At 44.3% G+C, this 25,263-nt stretch carries 22 protein-coding genes and 1 tRNA gene; 9 read left to right on the forward strand and 14 right to left on the reverse strand.

From position 1 onward, the window contains the following. Nucleotides 1–135: 135 nt before the first annotated feature. Nucleotides 136–456 (forward strand): ArsR/SmtB family transcription factor, encoded by a 321-nt coding sequence (locus tag GGD38_RS25480; protein ID WP_375296779.1) that lies wholly within the window; start codon nt 136–138, stop codon nt 454–456. Nucleotides 457–736: 280 nt separating this feature from the next. Here the strand turns inward: GGD38_RS25480 and tig are convergent, their stop codons facing one another. The 3 genes from tig to GGD38_RS25495 all read right to left on the reverse strand — a co-directional run bounded on the left by tig (nt 737) and on the right by GGD38_RS25495 (nt 3,487). Next, entirely contained in the window at nt 737–2,119 is a 1,383-nt protein-coding gene (gene tig / locus GGD38_RS25485; RefSeq protein WP_375296778.1) for a trigger factor, read from the reverse strand. A 78-nt stretch (nt 2,120–2,197) separates the two neighbouring features. Next, nucleotides 2,198–3,019, reverse strand: a complete 822-nt coding sequence (locus tag GGD38_RS25490; RefSeq protein WP_375296777.1) for a universal stress protein — start codon at nt 3,017–3,019, stop codon at nt 2,198–2,200. A gap of 383 nt (nt 3,020–3,402) precedes the next feature. Beyond that, a tRNA-Leu gene (locus GGD38_RS25495) sits at nt 3,403–3,487 on the reverse strand. Nucleotides 3,488–3,672: 185 nt separating this feature from the next. On the opposite strand from GGD38_RS25495, the gene GGD38_RS25500 reads away from it, so the two are divergent. From GGD38_RS25500 to GGD38_RS25515, 4 genes are all read left to right on the forward strand, one after another. After that, a complete protein-coding gene (locus GGD38_RS25500) occupies nt 3,673–5,904 on the forward strand; it encodes a RelA/SpoT family protein (protein ID WP_375296776.1) in 2,232 nt (743 codons plus the stop codon). 391 nt (nt 5,905–6,295) lie between these two features. After that, the gene (locus GGD38_RS25505) at nt 6,296–7,561 is read left to right on the forward strand and encodes an adenylosuccinate synthase (RefSeq protein WP_375303904.1); all 1,266 of its coding nucleotides are present in this window, start codon (nt 6,296–6,298) and stop codon (nt 7,559–7,561) included. A 95-nt stretch (nt 7,562–7,656) separates the two neighbouring features. Next, on the forward strand, nt 7,657–8,121 hold the full coding sequence (locus GGD38_RS25510; RefSeq protein WP_375296773.1) for a hypothetical protein: 465 nt from the start codon (nt 7,657–7,659) through the stop codon (nt 8,119–8,121). A 92-nt stretch (nt 8,122–8,213) separates the two neighbouring features. Next, the gene (locus GGD38_RS25515) at nt 8,214–9,446 is read left to right on the forward strand and encodes an anthranilate synthase component I family protein (RefSeq protein ID WP_375296772.1); all 1,233 of its coding nucleotides are present in this window, start codon (nt 8,214–8,216) and stop codon (nt 9,444–9,446) included. 53 nt (nt 9,447–9,499) lie between these two features. Here the strand turns inward: GGD38_RS25515 and GGD38_RS25520 are convergent, their stop codons facing one another. The 6 genes from GGD38_RS25520 to GGD38_RS25545 all read right to left on the reverse strand — a co-directional run bounded on the left by GGD38_RS25520 (nt 9,500) and on the right by GGD38_RS25545 (nt 15,498). Then, entirely contained in the window at nt 9,500–10,591 is a 1,092-nt protein-coding gene (locus GGD38_RS25520) for a lytic transglycosylase domain-containing protein (RefSeq protein WP_375296771.1), read from the reverse strand. A 153-nt stretch (nt 10,592–10,744) separates the two neighbouring features. Then, nucleotides 10,745–12,190, reverse strand: coding sequence for an Asp-tRNA(Asn)/Glu-tRNA(Gln) amidotransferase subunit GatA (gene gatA, locus GGD38_RS25525; RefSeq protein ID WP_375296770.1), 1,446 nt, complete (start codon nt 12,188–12,190; stop codon nt 10,745–10,747). Between the two features lie 62 nt (nt 12,191–12,252). Beyond that, nucleotides 12,253–12,492, reverse strand: coding sequence for a twin-arginine translocase TatA/TatE family subunit (locus GGD38_RS25530; RefSeq protein ID WP_375296769.1), 240 nt, complete (start codon nt 12,490–12,492; stop codon nt 12,253–12,255). A 183-nt stretch (nt 12,493–12,675) separates the two neighbouring features. Next, nucleotides 12,676–13,053 carry a 50S ribosomal protein L19 gene (gene rplS, locus GGD38_RS25535; protein WP_375296768.1) on the reverse strand — a complete coding sequence of 126 codons (378 nt, stop codon included), beginning with the start codon at nt 13,051–13,053 and terminating at the stop codon, nt 12,676–12,678. Nucleotides 13,054–13,146: 93 nt separating this feature from the next. Continuing rightward, complete coding sequence (gene rny, locus GGD38_RS25540; RefSeq protein ID WP_375296767.1) at nt 13,147–14,700, reverse strand: ribonuclease Y; 1,554 nt, start codon at nt 14,698–14,700, stop codon at nt 13,147–13,149. A gap of 507 nt (nt 14,701–15,207) precedes the next feature. Continuing rightward, nucleotides 15,208–15,498, reverse strand: a complete 291-nt coding sequence (locus GGD38_RS25545) for a cell division protein ZapA (protein WP_375296766.1) — start codon at nt 15,496–15,498, stop codon at nt 15,208–15,210. 147 nt (nt 15,499–15,645) lie between these two features. On the opposite strand from GGD38_RS25545, the gene GGD38_RS25550 reads away from it, so the two are divergent. After that, complete coding sequence (locus GGD38_RS25550) at nt 15,646–15,900, forward strand: hypothetical protein (RefSeq protein WP_375296765.1); 255 nt, start codon at nt 15,646–15,648, stop codon at nt 15,898–15,900. A 6-nt stretch (nt 15,901–15,906) separates the two neighbouring features. On the opposite strand, the gene GGD38_RS25555 is transcribed toward GGD38_RS25550, so the two are convergent. From GGD38_RS25555 to GGD38_RS25565, 3 genes are all read right to left on the reverse strand, one after another. Then, the gene (locus GGD38_RS25555) at nt 15,907–16,194 is read right to left on the reverse strand and encodes a hypothetical protein (RefSeq protein ID WP_375296764.1); all 288 of its coding nucleotides are present in this window, start codon (nt 16,192–16,194) and stop codon (nt 15,907–15,909) included. 30 nt (nt 16,195–16,224) lie between these two features. Continuing rightward, the gene (pheT, locus tag GGD38_RS25560) at nt 16,225–18,657 is read right to left on the reverse strand and encodes a phenylalanine--tRNA ligase subunit beta (protein WP_375296763.1); all 2,433 of its coding nucleotides are present in this window, start codon (nt 18,655–18,657) and stop codon (nt 16,225–16,227) included. 789 nt (nt 18,658–19,446) lie between these two features. Next, entirely contained in the window at nt 19,447–19,695 is a 249-nt protein-coding gene (locus tag GGD38_RS25565) for a hypothetical protein (protein WP_375296762.1), read from the reverse strand. A 70-nt stretch (nt 19,696–19,765) separates the two neighbouring features. Here GGD38_RS25565 and GGD38_RS25570 point away from each other — a divergent pair, with 70 nt between their 5' ends. The 3 genes from GGD38_RS25570 to GGD38_RS25580 all read left to right on the forward strand — a co-directional run bounded on the left by GGD38_RS25570 (nt 19,766) and on the right by GGD38_RS25580 (nt 22,863). Next, nucleotides 19,766–19,954 (forward strand): hypothetical protein, encoded by a 189-nt coding sequence (locus GGD38_RS25570; RefSeq protein ID WP_375296761.1) that lies wholly within the window; start codon nt 19,766–19,768, stop codon nt 19,952–19,954. Nucleotides 19,955–20,434: 480 nt separating this feature from the next. Continuing rightward, nucleotides 20,435–22,039, forward strand: coding sequence for a replicative DNA helicase (gene dnaB / locus GGD38_RS25575; protein WP_375296760.1), 1,605 nt, complete (start codon nt 20,435–20,437; stop codon nt 22,037–22,039). Nucleotides 22,040–22,143: 104 nt separating this feature from the next. Next, on the forward strand, nt 22,144–22,863 hold the full coding sequence (locus tag GGD38_RS25580) for an RsmE family RNA methyltransferase (protein ID WP_375296759.1): 720 nt from the start codon (nt 22,144–22,146) through the stop codon (nt 22,861–22,863). A 91-nt stretch (nt 22,864–22,954) separates the two neighbouring features. On the opposite strand, the gene GGD38_RS25585 is transcribed toward GGD38_RS25580, so the two are convergent. Both GGD38_RS25585 and GGD38_RS25590 read right to left on the reverse strand, forming a co-directional pair. Further along, entirely contained in the window at nt 22,955–23,749 is a 795-nt protein-coding gene (locus GGD38_RS25585) for a TerC family protein (protein ID WP_375296758.1), read from the reverse strand. A 395-nt stretch (nt 23,750–24,144) separates the two neighbouring features. After that, a complete protein-coding gene (locus GGD38_RS25590) occupies nt 24,145–25,245 on the reverse strand; it encodes a quinone-dependent dihydroorotate dehydrogenase (RefSeq protein ID WP_375296757.1) in 1,101 nt (366 codons plus the stop codon). Nucleotides 25,246–25,263 lie beyond the last annotated feature (18 nt).

The following is a 25,263-nucleotide window of genomic DNA, read 5'->3' on the forward strand; positions in this document are numbered from 1 at the left end:
TATGTTTACAAAGTAATTGAATACCTGATCCTGTGGTACATAATTATTTGTAAAACAACTCATTGTTTTAGCCGCTGGTTATTGTTTTGCTAACCGGATGGTTACATATAATTTTGCAACCGAATAGTTACATAAATGAGTACGTTACGTCGTGATGTTTTTCAGGCCATTGCCGACCCAACCAGGCGCGAAATAATTGGTTTACTGGCCAATAAGGCCCTTACGCTTAATGGGGTAGCAGAGAACTTCCAGGTAAGCCGCCCTGCTATTTCAAAGCATATAAAAATACTTACCCAATGTGGGCTGGTAGTTATTAAACAACAGGGCCGCGAACGGTACTGCCAGGTTGATTTCAATAAATTGAAGGAAGTATCTGACTGGGTTACCCAGTATCATAGTTTTTGGAGCCAGAAACTGGATGCGTTGGGCGGGTTGCTGGAGGGAAATGAGAAATGAAGCCTGACGTTACAGCGTTCTTATAGTGACCTTATAGCGATATTATAGCGACCTTATAGCGATGCAACACCCTATCAGCTCCATGGTAACGCCATAGTAACTCACTGGTAATACCAACTATTGTAAGAACAAAATTTATAAGATAAAGCGGTGATTCAGGTATAAAGCAAAACCCGGATTTTGAATACATGGAGTATCAAAATCCGGGTTCTTATTTAATAACAGAGTGTTACTGCATTTTCACTTTCTCATTTGTCATTTCTCTGTTCTTCATTTCTCATTAATGATGATGGTGTTGGTGCTTTTCTGCTTCTTTGCTGAACTCTTCAACTGTTACTGGTTTTTCAGTAGCGTTTACTTTAGATTCAGCCAGGTCAAACACTTTCTCAGTTTGAATGCGATGGTAGGCATCTTCAACAAACTTGCGGTCTTTCATCATACGGGTAATGTACTCAGCGATCCAGGGTTGTTCATCTTCCTGCATGCTCATACCCATATAGCCGAATAATTGTTGTTTGGCAAAGGCTTCAATGTCTTCGTTCTTTACTTCGATATTGTTTTCCTGAACCAGCTTGTCGATGATGAGGGTCCATTTCAGTTGGTTAACGAAAGTAGGATACTCCTGTTCAACTTCTTCCTGTGTTTTAGGTTGCTCGCCACCGGTTTGCATCCAACGTTTCAGGAATGATTCGGGGAAATCTATTTTCGTATGGTCAACCAACACGTGGTAAACTTCGTGTTGTAAATGATTTTTCGTTTGTTTATCCCAGTAACCTTCAATTTCTGATTTTATTTCATTGCGAAGATCAGCTTCAGTTTTGATCTCTTCTTTTTTAGGATAAACTGCTTTGAAGAACTCTTCGTTCAGTTCAGCTTTTTCAACCAGGCCAACTTTAGTAATAGCCATGTTGAAGAATTTGGCGGCAGCAGCTTCGTCGTGTTTGTCGAGGCCCAGGTCGCTCAGTACCCACTCTCTTTCTTTTTCGTCGAAGGCTTTGTTCAACTGAAAGTTCAATACATCGCCTGCTTTTTTACCGGTAATGTTAGCACGGTAATCTGCAGCAAAGTATTTTGCCAGGAAAGAGTTGTCTTTTTTAATACCACCTTCAATTTCGTTGCCATTGGCATCGGTTTCGGTGAAAGTAACGTTCAGTACATTTTCATCTTCGCTTACGGCGTCGCGATCAACCAGTTTACCGTGGCGTACCTGCAGGCGGTTAACTTCTTCATTGATCATCTCTTCGGTTACGGTTACCTTGTAGCGGGTCATTTTTTCTTTCGACAGGTCGGCTACATTGAAAGCAGGTTTCAGGCCAACTTCGAAATCGAACACATACTCAACAGGGTTGTTCATGTCGAGCTTGGGCGCTGTTTCAGTGGCAACGGGCAAAGGCTGGGCGAAGATCTCCAGCTTTTCGTTTTGCATATAGGTACCCAGTTCTTTTTCAACGGTTCTGATAACCTCATCGGCAAATACCGACTGGCCATGCATCTTTTTGATCATGCCTGTAGGTACCATGCCTTTGCGGAAACCTGGTATATTGGCTTGTTTGCTATAATTTTTGAGTGCTTTTTCAAATGAAGGCAGATAATCTGCACCGGCTACTTTTATGGTAATCTTATCATTCAGCAGGCCGATATTCTCTCTGGTTACTGTTGCCATAGCGCTTTTTTTTAAATTGGGTTGCAAAGGTAACGTAAACAGGCAAATCGGTCAAAACTAGTCTGAGATAGTATTTCGTTAATCTTTATCCTGTAAAATTAACAAAGGCACATGGGTTTCATAAGCCATTGCGGTTGTGTGATTTTTCGAAAATAATCGCTCCAAAAAGGTGTGTTTATGGGCTACCATAGCCAGCATTTCGCTTTTTTGCTGTTGTAAATACCGGTTAATTCCTTGATTTACAGATGGTTCTTCAATAATGGCGTATTCGTGGTCGCAGGCTTCAAAAATAATTTCATTGCTTCTTTTACCGGTTAGCTCCTGTTCCGAGTCGCCTGCGTGGCCCTGGCGTACATACAGTATATGTATTTTGGCCCTAAAGGCGCGGCACAGTTCTATCAGCGGGTTGAAGAGCTCTACACTTGTTTTGTAGCTGAAATCGCTGGCGTAAGTAATATGTTTTAGCGGGGTATACGTAGTGTCGTGCGGTATTACCAGTACGGCCGTTTTTACTTTGCGCGCCACGTTGGTGGTAGTGCTGCCAATCATCTTGTCCAGTCCGCCAGCGCCCTTCATACCCATTACAATAAGGCTTACTTCCCTTTCTTTATTAAGGTTCTTTATTTCATCGGAAGCAATTCCAATGCGAACCAGCCACTCTACCTCCTGGCCGTATTGTTCGGATAGCCAGGCAGCCTCCTTCCTTATAAGGTCTTCATTTTCTTTTTGCAGGTTATCTACCGTTACCATGGCGTAAGGTACTTCGCTGATAGGGGTAGGTAACATATACGCATGGAAAAGCAGTAGGCGGGCATTAAACAGTTTGGCCAGCTCTGCTGCATAAATAGTGGCATTGCGGGAGGCGGGTGAAAAATCAACCGGCACTAGAATGGTATTCATACAAGTAATTGTTAATGCTTTATAAAGTTAACAAGTTTGACGAAGTGGGGCGTAATAAACATCAGGCCATAATATGACAATTGTTAGGCCAGGGAGGGTTAATGGGTTTTATTTCAGGGCATAACGGATGCCCTTCCATAAATAGCGGAGTAATACTGATAATACCTTGCCGCCTTTTGTTGACCAGAATTTATGTTCCTGCATAGTGGCGGTGTAAAATAAAAAAGAAAATAAAAAAGTAGGTAGAGGTTGGAATATAAAGTAAGCTTAAAATGGTGCTCGTATTAAAAAAATATTTGCAATTTCCTTACAATCAGCTATATTGATGATAGAAATGACCTCAAAACAAAAAAGCCTCCCGATGCATCAGGAAGCTTTTTGTTTGGTGCGCATGGAGGGACTCGAACCCCCACACCTCGCGGCATCAGATCCTAAGTCTGACGTGTCTACCAATTTCACCACATGCGCTCATTAAGTGGGTCGCAAAACTAAGATCAAATTTTCTAATTCCCTTAAGTTCTTCGGTTTTTTAGTTGTTTAGTTTTTAATTATTAAGTTGGGCGCTGAAGCCCGGGCTTAAAACTATAAACTAAGAACTTGCGATCTCTTTTGGGGGTGCAAACATAGGGCATTTTTACGTAAATTCGTTAACTATGGATTCTGTTGCTGTGATACCGAAATATAATTTAAATGAAGAGCAGGAAAAAAAGCTAATACTTCGTGAGTACCGGGCTTTATTAAAGCTTCTTAAACCCAAATTAAAACCTGGCGACAAAGAATTGCTCCGCCGCGCCTTTGAAATGAGCGCCGATGCGCATAAGACCATGCGCCGCAAAAGCGGGGAACCTTATATCCTTCACCCCCTGGCCGTAGCCCGCATATGCATTGAGGAAATAGGCCTGGGTGTACGTTCTACCATTTGTTCGCTTTTACACGATACAGTTGAAGATACCGATGTAACCCTTGAGGATATTGAGCGGGAGTTTGGCAACGAAATAGCCCGCATTGTTGATGGATTGACCAAGATCTCTAATATTATTGACGTAAATGCATCGGCGCAGGCTGAGAATTTTAAAAAGATCTTACTTACTCTTACTGATGACCCCCGCGTTATATTAATAAAGCTGGCCGACCGCCTGCACAACATGCGTACGCTCGACAGTATGAAGCGCGAAAAGCAGTTAAAGATCGCTTCTGAAACAGTGTATGTATATGCGCCGTTGAGCCATCGTATGGGTTTATATACCATTAAGACCGAGCTTGAGGACCTGGCCATGAAGTACCTGGAGCCGGAGGCTTACAGGGAAATAGCCCGCAAGTTGGCAGAAACAAAGCGCGAGCGCTCGCGGTATATAAATGAGTTCATAAAGCCTATTAAAGAAAAGCTCGATAAAACCGGGTATACTTTTGAAATATATGGCCGGCCCAAAAGCATACACTCCATTTGGAACAAAATGAAGAAGAAAGGGGTGGCTTTTGAGGAAGTATACGACCTGTTCGCCATCAGGGTTATTTTAGATATTCCGCTTGAACTGGAAAAAGAAGGCTGTTGGAAAATATATTCAGTGATCACCGATGAGTATACGCCTTCGCCCGAACGTTTGCGCGACTGGTTAAGCAATCCCAAATCGAATGGTTACGAAGCCCTGCACACTACGGTGATGGGGCCACAGGGTAAATGGGTGGAAGTACAGGTGCGCACCCGCCGTATGAATGAGATTGCCGAAAAGGGCCTGGCTGCCCACTGGAAATATAAAGAAGGTACGGCCGATGAAAGCCGCTTCGACAAATGGTTTCAGCAGATACGCGAAGTACTCAATACCCAGGACAGCGACTCTATCGACTTTTTACACGACTTTAAGACCAGTTTCCTGGCCGAGGAGATATATGTATATACGCCCAAGGGCGATGTAAAGATGCTGCCGGTAAATAGTACCGCCCTCGATTTTGCCTTTGCGATTCACAGTGCGGTAGGTTCAAAATGTATTGGCGCCAAAATAAACCATAAACTGGTACCTATAAGCCACAAACTACGCAGTGGCGACCAGGTTGAGATCATTACCAGCGCCAAGCAAAAGCCTAATGAAGACTGGCTGAATATAGTAGTTACCGCCAAGGCCAAAAGCAAGATCAAGGATGCGCTGAAAGAAGAAAAAAGAAAGGTGGCCGATGAAGGTAAATATGTGTTGCAGCGGAAGGTAGAGAACATGGGTGCGGCCTTTAACCAGCATAATGTAGATATACTCACTTCATTTTATAAATTACAATCACCGCTCGACCTGTATTATCAGATATCTATAAAAGGTATTGACTTAAAAGAGTTGAGCGAGTTTCATGTACTGGGCGATAAGCTGGAGCCACCCAAGCCAATAAAGCCCGAGGTAAAGCCCGATCCTGTTCATGCCTTACCAAGTAAGAAAGATGCCGAACTGATCATCTTTGGCGAAAGCAGCGATAAGATCATGTACACGCTGGCCAATTGTTGTAAACCTATTCCCGGGGACGACGTATTTGGTTTTATAAGCACCGGTAAGGGTTTAACCATTCACAGAACGAATTGCCCCAACGCCACCAGGTTGTTGAGCCAATACGGGCACCGGGTGGTAAAAACCAAATGGGCTAAGAATAAGGAAATATCGTTCCTCACCGGTTTAAAGATCATTGGACTTGATGATGTGGGGGTAATTCATAAGATCACCAACCTTATTTCGGGCGAAATGAAGATCAATATCAATGCCATGACCATTGAAGCCAGGGAAGGATTGTTCCACGGTAATATCAGGGTGTATGTGCATGATAAGGAGGAGCTTGACGAGTTGGTGAACAGCCTGAAGAAACTGCCTGGCATTGAAACGGTTGACCGGTACGATACCGAGCAGCAGTAAATCACAAATCACAAATTCCGAAGTTCCAAAGAAATTACAAATCTCAAATTTCAAGATCCAAAAAATTAAAAAGTCTAAAATCTTAAAACTATTTAAGGTGCTGGGTTTTGTTGTAAGCCTTTAACAGTTAGGCATTTGCCAATTTCCTATTGTCAATTGTCTATTGGTTTAAAGATTCTTTAGGTTTGTACATTAGGATTTGTTATTTATTTGGGTCCTGTATTTTAAGTATAGGGTTTGATCTTTGGAGCCTGGATCTTGAGATTGGGTATTTGCGTAGGAATTTATTTTTTGGTTCTTGGAGCTTGGTTCTTGGAATTTCAATTCCGTGATTTGGGTTGCAAGTCCTATTTTTGCCCCCGTTTGCTACAAATTATTCAAATATTTAATAATGGTTGATGTTTTATTAGGTCTTCAATGGGGCGATGAAGGCAAAGGCAAGATCGTGGACTATTTTGCACCCAACTACGATCTTATTGCCCGTTTTCAGGGTGGTCCCAATGCAGGCCATACGTTATATGTAAACGATAAAAAAGTTGTTCTGCATCAAATACCCTCGGGTATTTTTCATGAGAACACAATTAACCTGATAGGTAATGGGGTTGTACTTGACCCGGTTACTTTAAGAAGGGAATGTGAAACGGTAAAAGCGTTTGGCATCGATTACCGCAAAAATTTATTTATTTCAGAAAGAACACATCTTATACTGCCAACACACCGCGCGTTGGATAAGGCTTCTGAATTATCTAAAGGAAATGATAAGATCGGTTCTACCTTAAAAGGTATTGGACCTGCCTACATGGATAAAACAGGCCGTAACGGTTTAAGAGTAGGTGATCTGTTAGATAAAAGCTTTACCACGCAATACATTCGTTTGCGTTTAAAGCATCAGAAACTGCTCGATAGTCTTAACTTCCATGAAGATATTTCCGCCTGGGAAGAAGAGTTCTTCGAAGCGCTTGAGTTTATGAAAGAATTCAAGATCGTGAACGGTGAATACTTTATCAATGAGAAGATAAGAGAAGGCAAAAAAGTTTTAGCTGAAGGTGCACAAGGTAGCATGCTCGATGTTGACTTTGGTACATTCCCCTTTGTAACCTCATCAAATACCATTTCTGCTGGTGTTTGTACCGGTTTAGGCGTTGCACCACAAAAGATCCGTGAAGTGATTGGTGTTACCAAAGCTTATTGCACACGCGTAGGTAGCGGTCCATTCCCAACAGAATTACACGATGACATGGGCGAAGAGCTCCGTCGCATTGGTAATGAATTTGGCGCCACTACAGGCCGTCCCCGTCGTTGTGGCTGGATTGACCTGGTAGCCCTAAATTTTGCCTGTATGGTGAATGGTGTTACCAAACTGGTTATGACCAAAGCCGATGTACTGGATGCCTTTGATGAGCTTAAGGTATGTACTTCTTACAATGTAGGTGATAAAAAGACAGATCAGATTCCTTTCCAAATGACAAGAATGTCAATTACTCCTGAGTTGAAAAGCTTTAAGGGGTGGAAAACGGCTACTGACAAGTTTAGAGCGGCTAGTGAATTGCCCGCAACCATGAAGGAATATGTAGCATTTATTAATTCATATTTAGGTGTGAATATAAATTATATTTCCAATGGTCCGGGACGTGAACAATTGATAGAAATTCAGTAGTTTTCATTTCGAATTGTTGATTGAAAAATTGTTTTGAAAATATTTGGCGAATTAAAAACTTCGCCGAAATTTTACACACATAATCTTACCAGACAATGGCAGCAAAATCTGACAAGGAAAAAAAGACCGGCGGAGACTCTGCACCAAAGTCTTCTAAGGAAACTCCGAAAAAGGCCTCATCTAAACCTAAGAAAGAAGAAGATGAGGATGATGAAGACTTGGAAGATGAAGAGTTAGAAACGCCGAAGGCCGCTAAGAAAGGCGGTAAAACTTCTTCTAAGAAATCTGATGAAGAGGGTGATGACGATGACGACGATGATGAGGATCTTGATGATGAAGTGGATGATTGGGATAAACCCGAAGAAGATGAAGATTGGGATCCTGATTTCGAAGAATTCGATCTGCCCAAATCAAAGGGAAAGAAAGCTAGTAGCGGATCAGCTGGAGGTGGAGGTAAAAAAGGCAAAGGCGACGACGATGATCTCGGCGTCGACGATGAGTTCAAAGACCTTGATCTCTTCAATGATCGCGGCTTCGACGATGATGAGGAGGACTTTTAGTGGTTACTTCTATTACTGCTCACCCTGTTTCCACAGTGCGCAGACAATTCATATCATTTCCCGTCGCTGATCTTCAGCGAACCAAATTACAAATGTTGAGCTGGGTTAACCAGTTCAACATTTGTTGTTTTCTCGATAACCAGCAATACAATTTACCGCACCATAGTATTGAATGCATGGCTGCGGCAGGGGCTGTACAAACCCTTGCCATTGCGGCTGGTACTGCATTTGATCAATTGCAGGCGTTGTACAAACAATATGGCGACTGGTTATTCGGTCATTTAAGTTATGATCTTAAAAACGAGACCGATGGCCTTACCAGTGCAAATACCGATGGTATTGGCTTCCCCGACCTTTGTTTTTTTGTTCCCGAAGTTGTTTTGCAATTAAACGGGCAGGAGTTGCTGATAGGCGCTTTTGATGCCCGTCATGAACGCATATTTCATGAAATATGTAATATGCAAGCGCCGGTATTGCCGGCCCACAACCTTGCCACACCCATCAATAACCGCATTAGCAGCGAAGAATACATTCGAACTGTTAAGCAATTGCAACAGCATATTTTGCGTGGCGATTGTTATGAGATCAATTTTTGCCAGGAATTCTTTGCTGAAAATGTTGATATAGATCCACTGCAGGTGTATTGTGCATTAAGTAATACCTCGCCCAATCCCTTTGCTGCCTATTATAAAACCGGGCAGCGGTATTTGTTATGCGCCAGTCCCGAGCGATATATAAAGAAGGAAGGTGATCGTATATTTTCACAACCCATAAAGGGAACCTCACAGCGAAACCTGAACGATATTGGCGAAGATGCAGCAAGCGCAGCGCATTTGTATAATAGTGCCAAGGACCGTTCGGAAAATGTGATGATCGTTGACCTGGTTCGTAATGACCTGTCGAAGATCTGTGAAGAAGGATCGGTAAAGGTGGAAGAGTTATTTGGTATATACAGTTTTCCGCAGGTGCATCAAATGATCTCCACCGTTAGTGGGCGGCTGCGTAGCGATATTCATTTTATTGAAGCCATAAAGGCGACCTTTCCCATGGGCTCTATGACTGGTGCACCCAAAAAGCGGGTGATGGAATTAATAGAGCAATACGAGCAAACCCGCCGTGGCATTTTCTCCGGTGCCGTAGGGTACATTACACCCGAAGGCGATTTCGACTTCAATGTAGTTATCAGAAGCATTATGTATAATGCTGCCAGTAAATATCTTTCCTTTCAGGCCGGTTCGGCCATTACGTTTTACAGCGATCCCGAAAAAGAATATGAGGAGTGTTTGTTAAAGGCGGCAGCAATAAAGAAGGTGTTAGGGGCTTAAAATAAGAATGCCCCGAAACATCGGGGCATAATAAATAACGAGATCTGAATTCTTTATTTAACTACTGTAGCGCCACTCAACAACATCTGCACACTCTCATTGAGAATAATATATTTATTCGCTATGAACAGCTCCATTTTATCGTTTGGCAGCTTTAGTTCATAGGCGTTGTCGTTGCTGCTCATGATAGCATCGAAGTTTGGATTGTAGCGGTTAAACTCGTTTACATCCATCATAATGTTCTTTACAATGGCTGCTGAGTAATATTTGCCCGATACTTCCATGCTTTTTACATTGGCCAACTCATCGGTGCTTAAGCGGCGATTGATGAGGTAGGTTGCTGTTACACCCAGTTGTTCGGTAACCTCGGCCTTGGTAAGGGTGGTTACGCTGCCCTGGCCTTCAAAGATATAATGGGTGCCAATGAATTTCTTCACGTGCATTCTGGTTTCGGCCGGCAGGTAATACTGCAGGTTCCAGAAGTTACGGCTACCCTGGCATTTTTTGATGGCGCTGTATACGTTAGCTGGTCCGCCGTTGTAAGCCGCAATTACCAGTAACCAGTCGTTGAACTCCCTGTACAAGTCGCGCAAATATTTGGCGGCTGCATGGGTGCTTTTGGTATAGTTACGGCGTTCGTCAATGTTGCGGTTCACCTTTAGGCCAAGGTCGCGTGCGGTTTGTGGCATTAACTGCCAGGGACCCACAGCGCCTGCCCATGAGGTGGCGGTAGATTTTAATTCAGATTCAATAACGGCCAGGTATTTTAATTCGGATGGAAGGCCATATTTCTTCAATACACCATCCATCATATTAAAATACGGCTTGGCCCAGCCCTTCATTTTGCGAAGGTCTTCGCCGTTTTGCTCCATATAGTCCTGCACGAATTTAATTGCGCGGGGATTTAAACGGATGCCATTAGCGGAATTGTAACCCAGCGTAAATGCTGTGTTTAGGTCTTCTTCCTGGGGATCTGCGGAGTCATTTTCTACTTTTCCAGGGAACTCGAATTGCTGCGAAAGAACAATCTTGTTGAGCTTTTTTCCACCAGGTGCGGTGTTCTGCGCTATTCCGTGGTTAGTACTGTATGCCATGCATAATACACCCAGGCCTAAAATACCCGACATAAAAAGTTTTCGTTTCATCATCGTTGATTAAAAAATGAAGATGATCGACCCGGGGGTATGGATTATAGAACGATGTTCTACACAGGATGAAACGGATGAAGTCTTCTTAAGGATTGTTGGAGATTATGTTCAGAGCTAAGACCGGGGGTCGAAGGGGTTTAGGCTTTTCATTTAGCCGGCGGTTCTGAACTTTGCCATCCATTGTTCGGACAGGCTGAGCAAATATAACTCGGAAAATTGGTTCGTCATAATCTGCAACCCATAAGGCATGCCATTACTGTGCCAAAAGAGCGGAATTGAGATGGTGGGAATACCAGTGAGGTTCGAAAATACTGTAAAAATGTCAGCCAGGTACATGCTGATGGGGTCCTCTGTCTTTTCACCAATCTTAAAGGCGGTAGAGGGGGCTGTGGGGAGAAGGATAGCATCGAACTGGCTGAAGATCAGGTTGATCTTATCAACCAGCAGTTTACGTACCTGTTGCGCCTTCGTAAAATACGCATCATAGTATCCCGCGCTTAAAACGAAGGTTCCCAGCATGATGCGTCTTTTAACTTCCCAGCCAAAACCTTCTGACCGGGTGGCACAATAAAAATCTGTTAAAGAAATATTTTTATTCACATTGCGGTGTCCATACTTTACCCCATCGTATCTGGAGAGGTTACTGGAGGCTTCCGCGGTAGTTAAAATGTAGTAGGCAGGAACAATGAAGTCGAGGAATTCGAAGTCAACAGGCTCTACGGTATGCCCATCGGCCTGTAGTTTTTTAGAGAACTCCAGAATAGAATCCCTGATCTCTTTATCGAGCGCCGGGCTTTCCAAGGCCTCTTTAAAATAAGCGATCCTGAGCGGCTTGGCGGGCAGGGGAGTAAGTTCGCTGTAGGCGTCAACCTTTTGCTGGGCGCCGGTGCTGTCGAAGTCATCGGGACCGGCAATAATTTCCAGCACCAGGGCAACATCGGGCACATTGTTGGCGAAAATACCTATCTGGTCAAAAGAAGAGGCATAGGCAATAAGACCGTGGCGGCTAATGCGACCGTAGGTGGGTTTAAGCCCCACCACGCCACAGAAGTCGGCCGGCTGGCGAACGGAACCTCCGGTATCGCTACCAAGGCTTACCATACACAGGTCGGCCTGAACGGCTACAGCTGAACCGCCCGATGAACCACCGGGAACCCGGGTTTCGTCGATGGCGTTCAGCACTTTGCCATATGATGAGTTTTCATTGGTTGAACCCATGGCAAACTCATCACAGTTGGTATGTCCTATAATTATGGCTTCTTCGGCCAGTAATCTTTCTACGGCAGTTGCATTGAAAACAGGTTTAAACCCCTCGAGTATGTGCGATGCGGCCGAAAGCGGGTGGTCCTTATAGGCAATAACATCTTTCAGCGCTATTACAACACCATGAAGTTTGCCTGTAGGTTTTCCTGCCTGGCGACTGGCATCGAGCTCGGTGGCCCGTTGCAGTGCTTCTTCTGCATAAGTATTTACGTACGCGTTCAGGTGCTTGCGGGCATCTATTTGTTGCAGGTAGTGTTGAACAGCCTGAACACAGGTAGTAGTACCAGAAAGCAGGTCCTGGTGATATTGCGTTATTGAGGAATACTTAAACAATGGTTGTTACCGGGTTTGAAACACAAATCGGTTGCAGAAAAAAATATATGTGAAAGGGTGAATTAGCGGGTAGTAGATGACGCCTGTGTTTGTTTAGCGTCTTTCTCGTTAATTCCGTCTTCAATCTCTTTCTTTACGTTATTCTTGGCGTCGTTGAACTCACGAATACCACGGCCAATTCCGCGCATGAATTCAGGGATCTTACGTCCACCAAACAATACCAATACTGCCAGCACGATCAAAAACCACTCACTACCACCAGGCATTGAGAAGAACAACAAGTTATTAAGACTGAGTAACATGATTTACCTTTTTTTATAGTTAGAGAAACAAAATTACGGTGTTTTAGAATAGTACAACGTATAAATGTGGTACAAATTACGTAGAGCTAAGGGGAAACCCGTCTTTTTGCTAACGGTTAACAAAAGGAAATAAAAAGCGCCCCGATGCTTCGGGGCGCTTTAAGTCGTTTTATGTACAAGTGGTTAACGAGCCACCGCAGATGCTGTAGTATTCATGCGCTTTTCTTTAATACGTGCGCTTTTACCACTACGCTCACGCAGGTAGAAAAGTTTCGCACGACGAACGCGACCAGTTTTATTCAGCTCAATAGAGTCAATATTGGGCGAATAAACAGGGAATGTTCTTTCAACACCTATACTATCGGAGATCTTGCGTACGGTAAAGGTAGCTGTACCACCTTGCCCCTGGCGTTTGATCACATCGCCACGAAAGCTCTGGATACGCTCTTTACCACCTTCGATAATTTTATAGTTCACAGTTATATTGTCACCCGCTTTAAACTTCGGGAACTCTTTTTTTCCTGTCAACTGCTCATGTACAAATTGAACTGCTGCATTCATGACATTCAAATTTTGGGGAGGGCAAAGGTAACTAATATTTCGAATTTTGAATTATTATTTTCCCAAAAACCCCTATTTTACTGCATTTTTTTATTATTTGGCCACATTTACGGCTCTCTTCTCCCTTATCACGGTAACTTTAATCTGTCCGGGATAGGTCATTTCGGTCTGAATTTTCTGGGCAATATCGAAAGAAAGCTTGTCTGAGTCATTGTCACTTACCTTTTCAGCTTCTACAATTACCCGCAGCTCACGGCCCGCCTGAATAGCGTAGGCTTTTTCAACGCCCTGATACGCCATGGCCAGGTTTTCCAGCTCCTTAATACGTTGTAAATATTGTTGCATGATCTCACGACGTGCACCAGGACGGGCGCCGCTGATGGCGTCACAAGCCTGAACAATAGGAGAGATCACATATTGCATTTCCATTTCATCGTGGTGGGCGCCGATGGCGTTTACTACCGCCGGGTTCTCACCATATTTTTCGGCCAGTTTGGCGCCCAACAGGGCGTGGCTCAGTTCTGATTCCTCATCGGGCACTTTACCAATATCGTGCAGTAAACCGGCGCGTTTTGCCAGTTTGGGGTTAAGGCCCAGTTCTGCAGCCATAATACCACACAGGTTAGCTACTTCGCGGCTGTGCATTAACAGGTTTTGACCATAAGAAGAACGGAAGCGCATTTTACCTACTATACGCACCAGCTCTTTATGTAAACCATGTATACCTAATTCAATTACAGTACGTTCGCCAATTTCAATAACCTGCTCTTCAATTTGGCGGCGGGTTTTTTCAACCACTTCCTCAATACGGGCGGGGTGAATACGGCCGTCGGCAACCAGGCGTTGCAAGCTTAAACGGGCAATTTCACGACGCAGGGGATCGAAAGAAGAAAGGATGATGGCCTCAGGAGTATCGTCAACAATAAGGTCAACACCGGTAGCGGCTTCAATAGCCCTGATGTTACGGCCTTCGCGACCAATGATCTGGCCTTTTATTTCATCGCTTTCGAGGTTGAATACAGTGATGGAGTTTTCGATAGCCTGTTCAGCGGCGGTACGCTGTATGGTTTGAATAATGATCTTACGGGCTTCCTTATTGGCTTTTTGACGGGCATCGTCTACAATTTCCTGCTGAAGGGCCAGGGCCTGGGTGTGGGCTTCCTGTTTTAAACTTTCAACTAATTGTTTCTTAGCTTCATCTGCCGTTAAACCTGCAATTTTTTCAAGGCGGCGAATGTGTTCTTCCTGGTGTTTCTCCAACTCGGTACGTTTCAGGTTCACTACTTCTATCTGCCGGTTCAGATTATCTTTGATCGCTTCGTTCTCTTTGATCTGTTTGTCGAGCTGGTCGCTTTTTGAGTTAATGGACTGTTCTTTCTGGCGGGCGCGGTTTTCCGATTCGCCTAATTTACGGTTGCGCTCGAGCACCTCTTTATCGTATTCAGCGCGCAGGGCCAGGAATTTTTCTTTTGCCTCGAGCTGTTTTTGTTGTTTGATGGTTTCAGCATTCGTTTGTGCATCGGCAACAATTTTGCGGGCCTGACTTTCGGCCTCATCGATTTTCTTCTTAGTGTTTGGGGCAAATATGAATTTGCCTGCTACTATACCTGCTAGTAGCCCCACTAATCCTATTATAGCGGTTAACATACTCTGTTCCATTAAGTTTTACATGTTTAAAGAATTCTACGTTTCCAATCCTCTCTATGCTTCGCAATTTTACCATAGTGAGACGTGAATGTGCGAAAATACAAAAAAAGAGGCTGCGTTACTGCAAGCATTTTGAAGTCAGTTATTTGTAGATGGGGAATTTGGTTATTTGATAATGTTGATTGTACAAAGGTGTTTAATCTGGGTTCTATGTTTGTGTTTCAGGTTACATGTTGCAGGTTACCAGTTACTGGTTGCCAGGGACCGGGCTGGGTTTGCTGCTATCGGTTACAAGATAATGGTTTCGAGGGAAAAAACTGTTGCTGGTTCCAGGTTTCAAGGAATGCAGGTTGCAAGTTTCAGGTTTCATGTTGCAGGTTACCGATTGCCGGGCCTTGAACGTTCAAACTGTCAACTGGTAATCGGCCTGTCGTACAGGCGTCTGGAAACCGGGAACCCCTTGTATTTCCCTGTAACCCGAAACATGGAACCTGTAACGGCTGTTCTTTACTCAGCCAACATTCTATCAAGCAGCTTTTCTATGGCTTGTAGCTGTTCGCCGGTTTGGCTATCAACCAGGGGTTGGCTGTCTGCTGCTTTTTGCTGGGTGGCATACCACAGTACCACCATGGCCACATAGTCCTGCATATCTTTTCCGGCGAAGGTGGTTTTGAACTCAATGATCTTATCGTTGATAAGCTTAAGTGTCTTCCGTACTACTTCTTCATCGCTGGGTTCTATCTTGATGCGGTAGGTTCTGTCGCCTATCAATACATTTATGGGAATTAATTCTGCCATCGCTTGCAATTTTGAAATGCTTGTTCTATATTTATCCACACACGTTTCACAGGGACTACTTCTGGACTTTACAAAAGGATCGTTTTGGATGGTTTAAATTCAAATTGTGCGTATTCTATGATTACTCACCAAAACCAAACGATTAACATGTTCGCTAAACTTAGGTCGAACGTCTTTATAGACGCGCTGACACTGGAGTTGATCGCGCCCATTCAATCCAGTCTGAAAGCCATTCTTCGCGATGAGCGGGGTTACGAATGTAGCCGGCTCGAAACAAACATACCCCAAGGCGATAAAACTGTTACCTGGAAAGGTTTGAACGATCTTCCCTATGGTGTATATACCCTTGAGCTTAGCCAGGGTGAAGATGAAATGAAAATGCGCCTCATAAAACGGGTTTGAACGGTCTTATTCGCTCAATAAGGCAATACACCGGTCAATTTCCCGGATGTAACGGTTAATTCTTTTTTCCACTTCTTTCTTTTCCGGTTCAGATAACTGAACGGTAACAGATTGTAGTGCCGTCATTTTCATTTCCAGCTCATCTATACGTATAATACGGGCTTTTTCTTTATCGCGCAACGCAGTCACTTCCCTGCTCAATTGCTCGTGCTCTTTTTGCAGCAAATGATACCGTTGTACCACCTGCTGCAATTTTTCGGTGACCCGTTTTAATTGGTCCTGTAATCCCTCCATTGAACAAATTTTTGCCTGGCGCAGGCCTTATCATTTTCTGATCTCAGCCTGCAATGTTGTTTCCAGGGCATTCATAATTTTATTCATCATACCGTCAATATCTTTATCGGTGGGCGTTTTTTCCTCGTCGAGGAAAGTAAAGCTAACCGCCAGGGACTTTTTATCGGCCCCAAGCTTTTCACTTTCAAAAATATCGAACAGCTGTATCGACTGTAGCTTGTCGAGTTTTACTTTTTTTACTGCGTTCTCAACGTCAGCAAAGGGAAGGGATTTAGGTACTACCATCGCCAGGTCGCGCCGTACGGGCAGTTGGCGAGGTAATTCTTTTGCTTTTATAGAGGTGGCGGAAATGTGCTTCAGCAATATTTCAAAGTCAACATCGGCATAAAATACCGGTTGTTTAATATCGAACCGCTTCAGTTCCTGTGGTGGTACCACACCCAGTGTTACTACAACATCTTTATTTATAGTTACCTGCAGGGCGTTCACCAGGTTGCCTGCACCGGTAATGGGGGCAAAGGCCGCTTTAGAGATGCCAGTCAGTTGCAATATTCTTGCCACAACGCCTTTCAGGTAAAAGATATCGGCGGCCGTGCCTTTCCCCTTCCAGGCATCTTCAGTAACCTGGCCGGTTACATACAGGCAAACACGTTCATGCTCGCTGTACTTGCCGGGGCCCTGCGTGCTGTAGGTTTTACCGAATTCGAAAAAGCGAAGGTCGCTGTTTTTGCGGTTAAGGTTATGCGCTATAGCCTCAAGGCCGGTTTGCAGCATAGAGGGGCGCATAATATTATGATCGGCGCTCAGGTTGTTCAACAGCTTAACGGCTGTGTTCAGTTCCTGCTCGTCGAAGTAAGCTGCATTGGTAATAGAGTTGGTGAAGATCTCATTGAAACCGAGGCCCACCAGGTAATTGGCCATTTTTTCGCGATAGATGTGCTTGGTGCGGTTTGTTTCTACCGATGGCGAAATGGTAATGGCATTGGGTATTTCAACATTATCTAACCCGTCAATACGCATGATCTCTTCAACAATATCGGCCGGTAAATGAATGTCGGGTTTGCTGAAGGGGGCGGTAACCACTATATCTTCTGCACTTTCTTTTACTATTTCAAAACCCAGGGCAATGAGGATCTTTTTAACCGCATCGGCCGGGTAGCTTTTACCACTCAGTTTTTTAAGGAACTGGTATTTCAACTGTACCTGCGGTTGCTGTTTGGGGTTGGGGTAAACATCCACTACTTCAGAAGCAATCTCTCCACCAGCCAGTTCTTTAATAAGTAAGGCCGCACGCTTTAATACGTTTACGGTATTACTAATATCAACATTCTTTTCGAAACGGGTAGCTGCATCGGTACGCAGACCATGACGGAAAGAGGTTTTGCGAATATCAACGGGGTTGAACCAGGCGCTTTCCAGGAAAATATTCTTCGTAGCATTGCTTACACCACTGGTGGCGCCGCCATACACGCCGGCAATACACATGCCTTCGCTATTGCCATTACAGATCATAAGGTCTTCGGCGCTGAGCTTTCTTTCTTTTTCGTCGAGGGTTACAAAGGTGCTGCCTTCGGCCAGGTTCTTCACCAGCACTTTTTTACCGGTGATCTTATCGGCATCAAAAGCATGCAGGGGTTGCCCGGTTTCGTGCAGTATGAAGTTGGTAATGTCTACTATATTATTAATAGGGCGCTGACCAATAGCACGCAGTTTATCCTGCAGCCATTGGGGGCTTTCTTTTACGGTAACGTTGCTGATGCTTACGCCGGCATAGCGCTGGCAGGCATTGGTATTTTCGATGGTAACCGAAATGGGCAGGCTGTTATTGTCAACCTTAAAATCGCCGATGGGCTGGGCTACCACTTTCAGGTCTTTATGATCGTGGTACGACAAAAACGCACAAACGTCGCGGGCCACACCGCGGTGGCTCATGGCATCCATACGGTTGGGCGTAAGGCCTATTTCGTATATGTGGTCGGTGTATATTTTGAAATAGTCGGCGGCAGGGATGCCTACTTTTACATCGGCCGGTAAAACCATAATACCGGCATGATCTTCACTAAGGCCAATTTCATCTTCGGCACAGATCATTCCATAGCTTTCAACCCCACGAATTTTTGCCAATTTCATGGTAAGGGGATCGCCCTTTTTAGGGTAAATGGTGGCGCCCACAGTTGCTACTACTACTTTTTGACCGGCAGCCACATTCGGCGCGCCGCAAACAATTTGCAACGGTTCGCCCGCTCCCACGTTTACTTTGGTAACGGTTAATTTATCGGCATTGGGGTGTTTTTCGGTCGAAAGCACTTCACCGATCACCAGACCTTGTAACCCGCCTTTCAAACTCTCATATTTCTCCAGGCTTTCCACCTCCAAACCAACAGAGGTCAATAATTTACTAAGCCGCTCGGGATCAATAGTTACCGGCAAATAATCGTGAAGCCAGTTATAGGAAATAGTCATGGATCAGTGTGTGATTTTAATAATTCAATGATGGCTGCAAAGATAACAGGTTTCAAGTTCTTAGCTCATAGTTCTCAGTTCATAGTTCACAGCTCATTGTTCTCAGTTCAATTATTCGGAACTAAAAAGAATTGGCGGGCCCCGGTAAGAGGCGGCAGGCGCCAGGTTACCGGTTCCTGGTTCTCAGTTTTTAGTTCTCAGTTGTTTTATTCGGGCTCAGAAAAAATGAGCCAGCCCTGCGCAGGTGCCTGGAGGTTCAAATTCCTATGTCTGTGCTACCTCTCATCTTAGGGTCTTCCTAGGGTATTGCTAAGGTGTTCTTAGGCTTATCTTGGGGTTTAAACCCTAAGATGACCCCAGGATAACCCTAAGATGACCCCAGGATGACCCCAGGATGAAAGGTGGTAGAGAGATAGCTTTTAGGTGGAATGCTAAAGCTTTAGCAGTGGGTTTTATTCAGTTTGTGAGCTGTTGAAATTGTTCTGTAATACGAAAAGGGGAGCATCAGAAATGGTTTTCTGGTCTGCTGGTTTTAGGGAGAGCGCAGGTTGGAAATAAAGCCTTAGAAATGGAAAAGGGTAAGAAAAAGACGAGAATAGCGAAATATTGAGCGCTCAATGATTATTGTTGAAGTGCAAAAGCTGATAATAAGCCAGGGCTTATCTTTTCCTTGTTAACTCGTCAACCCCGACTTCATCGGGGGAAGGCTTAGTTAAAATGCCAACTATAAATACTCCGATCCCCCGAAAAAAAGAGTGTGGGACCTGGAAATTAGCGTTTGGGAGCGTATTAGTTTTTACAAACTATAAAACAGAACGGAGGAATTTCGGCGGCGCTTAAAATTCGATGAATACGGCCCGGGCGTTGTTCTATGCGGCCATTTTTTAGCTTAACCACTTCCACAGCGTGCGAAAAGCTAATAGCATGCGCAGTAAGGAGGTCGTAACAAAGCCTTTCATAGTACAGCAGGTGCTGTGCTTCTTTACTATTTTCTTCAGGCATCATTACTTCATAATGCCGCAACTGGTATACGCGCATGGTCGGAATTAAAATTAAAGAATCTAATTTACGGTTCTCCGGCTAAATTTAAAATTCGATTAACAGTTTTTTGTTTAGATACATAGAGTTTGACGATTTTATTTCCGGATACCTGTACTATATACGCCAAATTTATGCCACTGGCTGGGTCACCTGCTGGAAAGTGGATGGAAAGGCCATTGGCAAAAATGGTGCTGCTGAAACAACCGATAACAGGCCATTACAGCCCGAAGGCATAAGCAAAATGCTGTACAGGTAAGGATTTTCACTAATCAAATTGCGGAAATTCCCATCCAGCTTGCATCTTATTTTCCAGCTGTTGTATCCAAATATTCGGAGCTTTATTCTTACCAACATGTAATGTGGATTTCTATTGAACAAGAGTGGCAAACTTTTGCTAATTGTGAATATATATGCTTGATACTGTGGATAAGTGTGCTAAATTTGTGGGTTAATTTGTGGATTGTTGTTACTAAATTAAGAATAGCCAATTTGTTTTCCGGGCTGAGGAGGGGTCTATATTCGCCCTCCTGACCTAATGCGGTAACATTGCGTTAACAGTGCAGTAATATTCACATAACAGACCTTTTCCTAAATTAATACTAACCCTGAACGTCATTGGTTGGCAGTATTAAACCAGAAGTTGCACCGCGCATCATAGCACTTCAGCACCTTAAGAGATCCTGTTTCTGAAAAAACTTTATCAAACCAATGGTTAAATTTTTGTAGACCGTTAACGATGGATTTAACAAATCTGAACAACAAAGACCGAAAACAACAACGTCGCCGCGGAGGTTCAATAGACCTGAGCAGCATGGTGTACGGAAAAGTGCCCCCTCAGGCGAAAGACCTGGAGGAAGCGGTACTGGGCGCCATTATGCTCGAAAAAACTGCCTTCGACGTAGCCGTGGAAATTTTGAAAGCCGAGTGCTTTTATGTTGACGCGCATCAGCGTATTTACCGTGCCATGCAAAGCCTGCAGCAGAAAAGCCAGCCGATAGATATTTTGACGGTGGTAGAAGAACTGCGCAGCAAAGAGGAACTTGAAATGGTGGGTGGCCCTTATTACGTAACCCGTTTAACGAATTCAGTTGTTTCTTCAGCCAATATAGAAGCGCACGCAAAGATCATTTTACAGAAATTCATTCAACGCGAACTTATCCGTATCAGTGGTGAAATTATTGGTGACGCATATGAAGACAGCGCCGATGTGTTCGACCTGCTCGATGAAGCTGAGGCGAAACTCTTCGAGATCACCAATAACCACATGAAGAAGAACTATGACAGCATCGATACCGTACTGGTGCAAACCGTACAACGTATTGAAGACATGCGTCACAAAACCGAAGATATTACCGGGGTGCCAAGTGGTTTCCCTTCACTCGATAAAGTGACTTACGGATGGCAGGGATCAGATCTGATCATTCTGGCTGCCCGTCCGGCGGTAGGTAAAACGGCGTTTGCCCTTAACCTGGCGCGCAATGCTGCATTGAGCAGTACCCGCCCAACGCCCATTGTATTCTTCAGCCTTGAGATGAGCTCGGCACAGCTGGTAACACGTATCCTTAGTGCCGAGAGTGAAGTTTGGCTCGAAAAGATCTCGCGTGGTAAGATGGAAGATTATGAAATGAAGCAGTTGTATGCCAAAGGTATTCAACGGCTGGCGCAGGCGCCTATCTTTATTGACGATACGGCGGCGCTGAACGTATTTGAGCTTCGTGCCAAATGTCGCCGGTTGAAAACAAAACACAACATCGGCCTTATTATCATCGACTACCTGCAGCTGATGAGTGGCGCCGGTAATGGTAAGAACACCAACCGTGAGCAGGAGATCAGTACCATTTCGCGTAACTTAAAAATGCTGGCGAAGGAGTTACACGTACCCATTATTGCCCTGTCGCAGTTAAGCCGTGCGGTTGAAACGCGTAAAGATGGTAACAAGATGCCGCAGCTGAGTGACCTTCGCGAATCGGGTGCCATTGAGCAGGATGCCGACATGGTAATGTTTATTTACCGTCCCGAATATTATGATATTACTTCCAATGAAATGGGAGAAAGCAATAAAGGGGAAACCCACGTACGTATAGCCAAGCACCGTAACGGTTCGTTGGAAACAATTAGGCTGAAAGCCCAACTTCATATTCAAAAGTTTGTTGAATTTGAAGGTGATGATTTCAGTGGTTTGGGTATGGGCGGCGGTGGCGGCAGCTGGAAACCAGTAGATGGTGGAGGCGGTGGCGGCGCAGCCGGAGCTGGTGGCGATGACGGAGCCAAGCTGTACATACAGGCTGGTAGTAAGATGAACGATATGCCGTTCGGTGATGATGACGAAGCCCCGTTTTAAAACAATATTCTTCTAATTCCAGACGAGATTGTAAAATTAATCCTGAAAGTCCTGACGATACTGTCAGGACTTTTTTGTTTTATTTTGTACGAAAGAATAAAGAAATGAACCTGCCGCTTTTTTATATTTCGGATGTTGCTGCCGGTATGCCGGAGATTGAATTGGATGAAGATACCTCCAAACATGTGATCAATGTGCTACGCATGAAAAAGGGCGAGCAGTTGCATTTGACCAATGGCAAGGGAACATTACTACTCACATCGATCATAGACGATCATAAAAAACGATGCCGGGTAACGGTACAAAAAGAGCAGTTTATTGAAAGAACGGGCCGGAAAACCAGCATTGCCATTTCGTTGCTAAAGAACAACAGCCGGCTGGAATGGTTCCTTGAAAAGGCCACTGAATTAGGCATTACTGAAATTATACCACTGATATGCGACCGCACTGAAAAGCAAAACTTCCGGTTCGACCGTATGCATAACATATTAGTGAGTGCTATGTTGCAATCGCAACAGGCGTGGCTGCCCGTATTGCATCAGCCGGTTGGTTTTGGCCAGTTATTGAAGCAGGAGGATGTAATTGATAATACACAAAAGTTCATAGCCCATTGCGCGCCCGGTAATAAACAAAACCTGGCGGCGTTGGTAAATACCTCGCTTCCCTCACAAATAGTATTAATTGGCCCCGAAGGCGATTTTACCAATGAAGAAATAAGCTTTGCAACCGAGCATTATTTTATACCTGTATCCTTAGGAGAAACCCGTTTGCGAACAGAAACGGCGGGTATGGTCTCAGCGGTGCTTTTAACCAATACGCAATAGGCAATTGACAATAGGCAAGAGTTCTAAAAACTTATTCAAAAAGCAAAAACCCTCTCGATGTTTCGGGAGGGTTTTTGTTTGTGCCAATTGGTTATATAGAATTATGTTCTTCCTTCTTAACAATCGGTTCGTGTAGCTCAACCTTTTTGCCCCTTGCTTTTTTGCGCATATACATGTTCAACATTTCTACACCAAAAGAGAAGGCCATAGCAAAATATATATAGCCTTTTTGAATATGGCTATGGTGTAAAGGCTCAACACCTTCAAAGAACAGGCTGAAACCAACCATTAATAAGAAGGCGAGGGCCAGCATTTTAAGGGTAGGGTGCTTGTGTATGAAATCGGCAATTTTATCACTGAAAAAGAACATAATGATCATAGCTATAATAACCGCAATGATCATAACTTTTACCTGCTGCGCCAATCCAACAGCTGTGATAATGCTGTCGAACGAGAAAACCATATCAATGATAATGATCTGAGCTATTACTGCACCAAATGCGGCTTTGCGGGGATTGCTTTCATACTTTTCATCTTCCCCTTCGAGCTTATGGTGTATTTCTTTAACTGTTTTATACAAAAGGAACAAACCACCGGCCAGCATAATAAGGTTACGCAGGGTAAAGGCATAGTGATCGTTCCTGAAACTAAAACCAAACAGCTCGCTATTACCATTCTTTACTAACCAGCCAATGGCCATCAACAAACAGATACGAACAGCTATACCCGCAAACATCCAGATGCGGCGGGCCTTCAGTTGTTGCGTTTTGTCTAACCGGCCCATAAGTATGGACACGAAAATGACGTTATCAATACCCAGTACAATTTCCAGTACGGTAAGGGTTAGTAAGCTGATGAGTGCATCAATAGTAAATAATTCTGTCATGGTTGGTCGGTAATAAAAATGAAGGGCAAAAATAAGGTGGCCGGGCCAATTGGCAATTTCCGCCCGAACCAACTGTTCGACCGGTACAATAAGAAAAAGTCAATTAACTTATTGGTAATATGCAACAGGCGGGCCAACGGCTACCGGTATGTTAACACCTGGGTGAGCCACGTAAACACCAATTATTGCTCCAAGTGCATCATTAGTAGGGCATGATGCAGGAATGTTTCAGGTAAAAAGAATATAATTTGGGTAAGTGTCAGGTTATGGGTTTAAATAATGTTTTGGTTACCGGTTACCAGGTGCCGGTTACCGGGAAAACCCGAATAATTGTTTAACGTTGTGAATTTTAGGCCCCGAAACCGGTAACAGGCAACAGTTCTATTTTGCAAATGCTACAACCCATTACAAATATTCTTCACAATACCCGGGCCTTCGTAAACAAAGCCTGTCCAAACCTGAACCAGGGCAGCGCCGGCAGCCAGTTTCTCTTTGGCATCTGCGCTGGTAAAAATACCACCAGAGGCAATAACGGGTAACTGGCCCTTTGTTTTTTGAGAAATGTATTTTACAATATCGGTAGAACGCTGGCGAACGGGAGCGCCGCTTAATCCACCGGCGCCAATAGCTTCCAGCTCCTGGCCGGTAGTGTTCAATTGTTCGCGGCTGACGGTGGTGTTGGAGGCAACCAGTCCGTCTAATTTTATTTCCATAGCCAGGTCAATTACATCGTCAATTTGCTGTGGAGTGAGGTCTGGCGCTATCTTTAATAATATGGGTTTGGGCTTTTTGTCGGTATCGGCGCCACTCAGCTGCTGGTTAATAGTTTGCAGGTGCGACAGGATCTTACGTAACGAATCTTTTTCCTGCAGTTCGCGCAAACCGGGGGTATTGGGCGAGCTAACATTTACCACAAAGTAATCAACACAATCGAACAGGGCGCGGAAGCAGATCTCATAATCCTTCCAGGCCTCTTCGTTAGGAGTGACTTTGTTTTTACCAATATTACCTCCGATGATCAGTGGTGAATGATGAGTGGTGACTGGTGAGTTGCTTGTAGCCTGAAGCTTGTAGCTTGCGGCTTGCTTCTCCCGCCATTCTTTAAGGCGTTGCGCCACTACCTGCACCCCGTCATTGTTAAAACCCATGCGGTTGATGAGGGCTTTGTCTTTAGGCAGGCGGAACAAGCGGGGTTTGTCGTTACCAGCCTGCGGTTTTGGGGTAACCGTACCAATTTCAACAAAACCAAAACCCAGCGCTTCCAGCTCGGTAAGGTACAGGGCGTTCTTATCGAATCCGGCGGCCAGGCCAACGGGGTTTTTAAACCTAAGGCCAAATAATTCTTTTGCCAGGCCACCCTTGTTAGGGGTGAATTGGCCGGAAATGGATTTACGAACGACCCCAAGAGAACAGCCCATTTTCATCATATTCATGGAGAAATAATGGACTGATTCGGTCGGAAAACAAAATAACAGGCGGCGAAGTAAGTTGTACATAATTCGGTGCGAAGATAG

Source organism: Niastella sp. OAS944, assembly GCA_024809215.1.
In the GTDB taxonomy this organism is placed as follows: domain Bacteria; phylum Bacteroidota; class Bacteroidia; order Chitinophagales; family Chitinophagaceae; genus Niastella.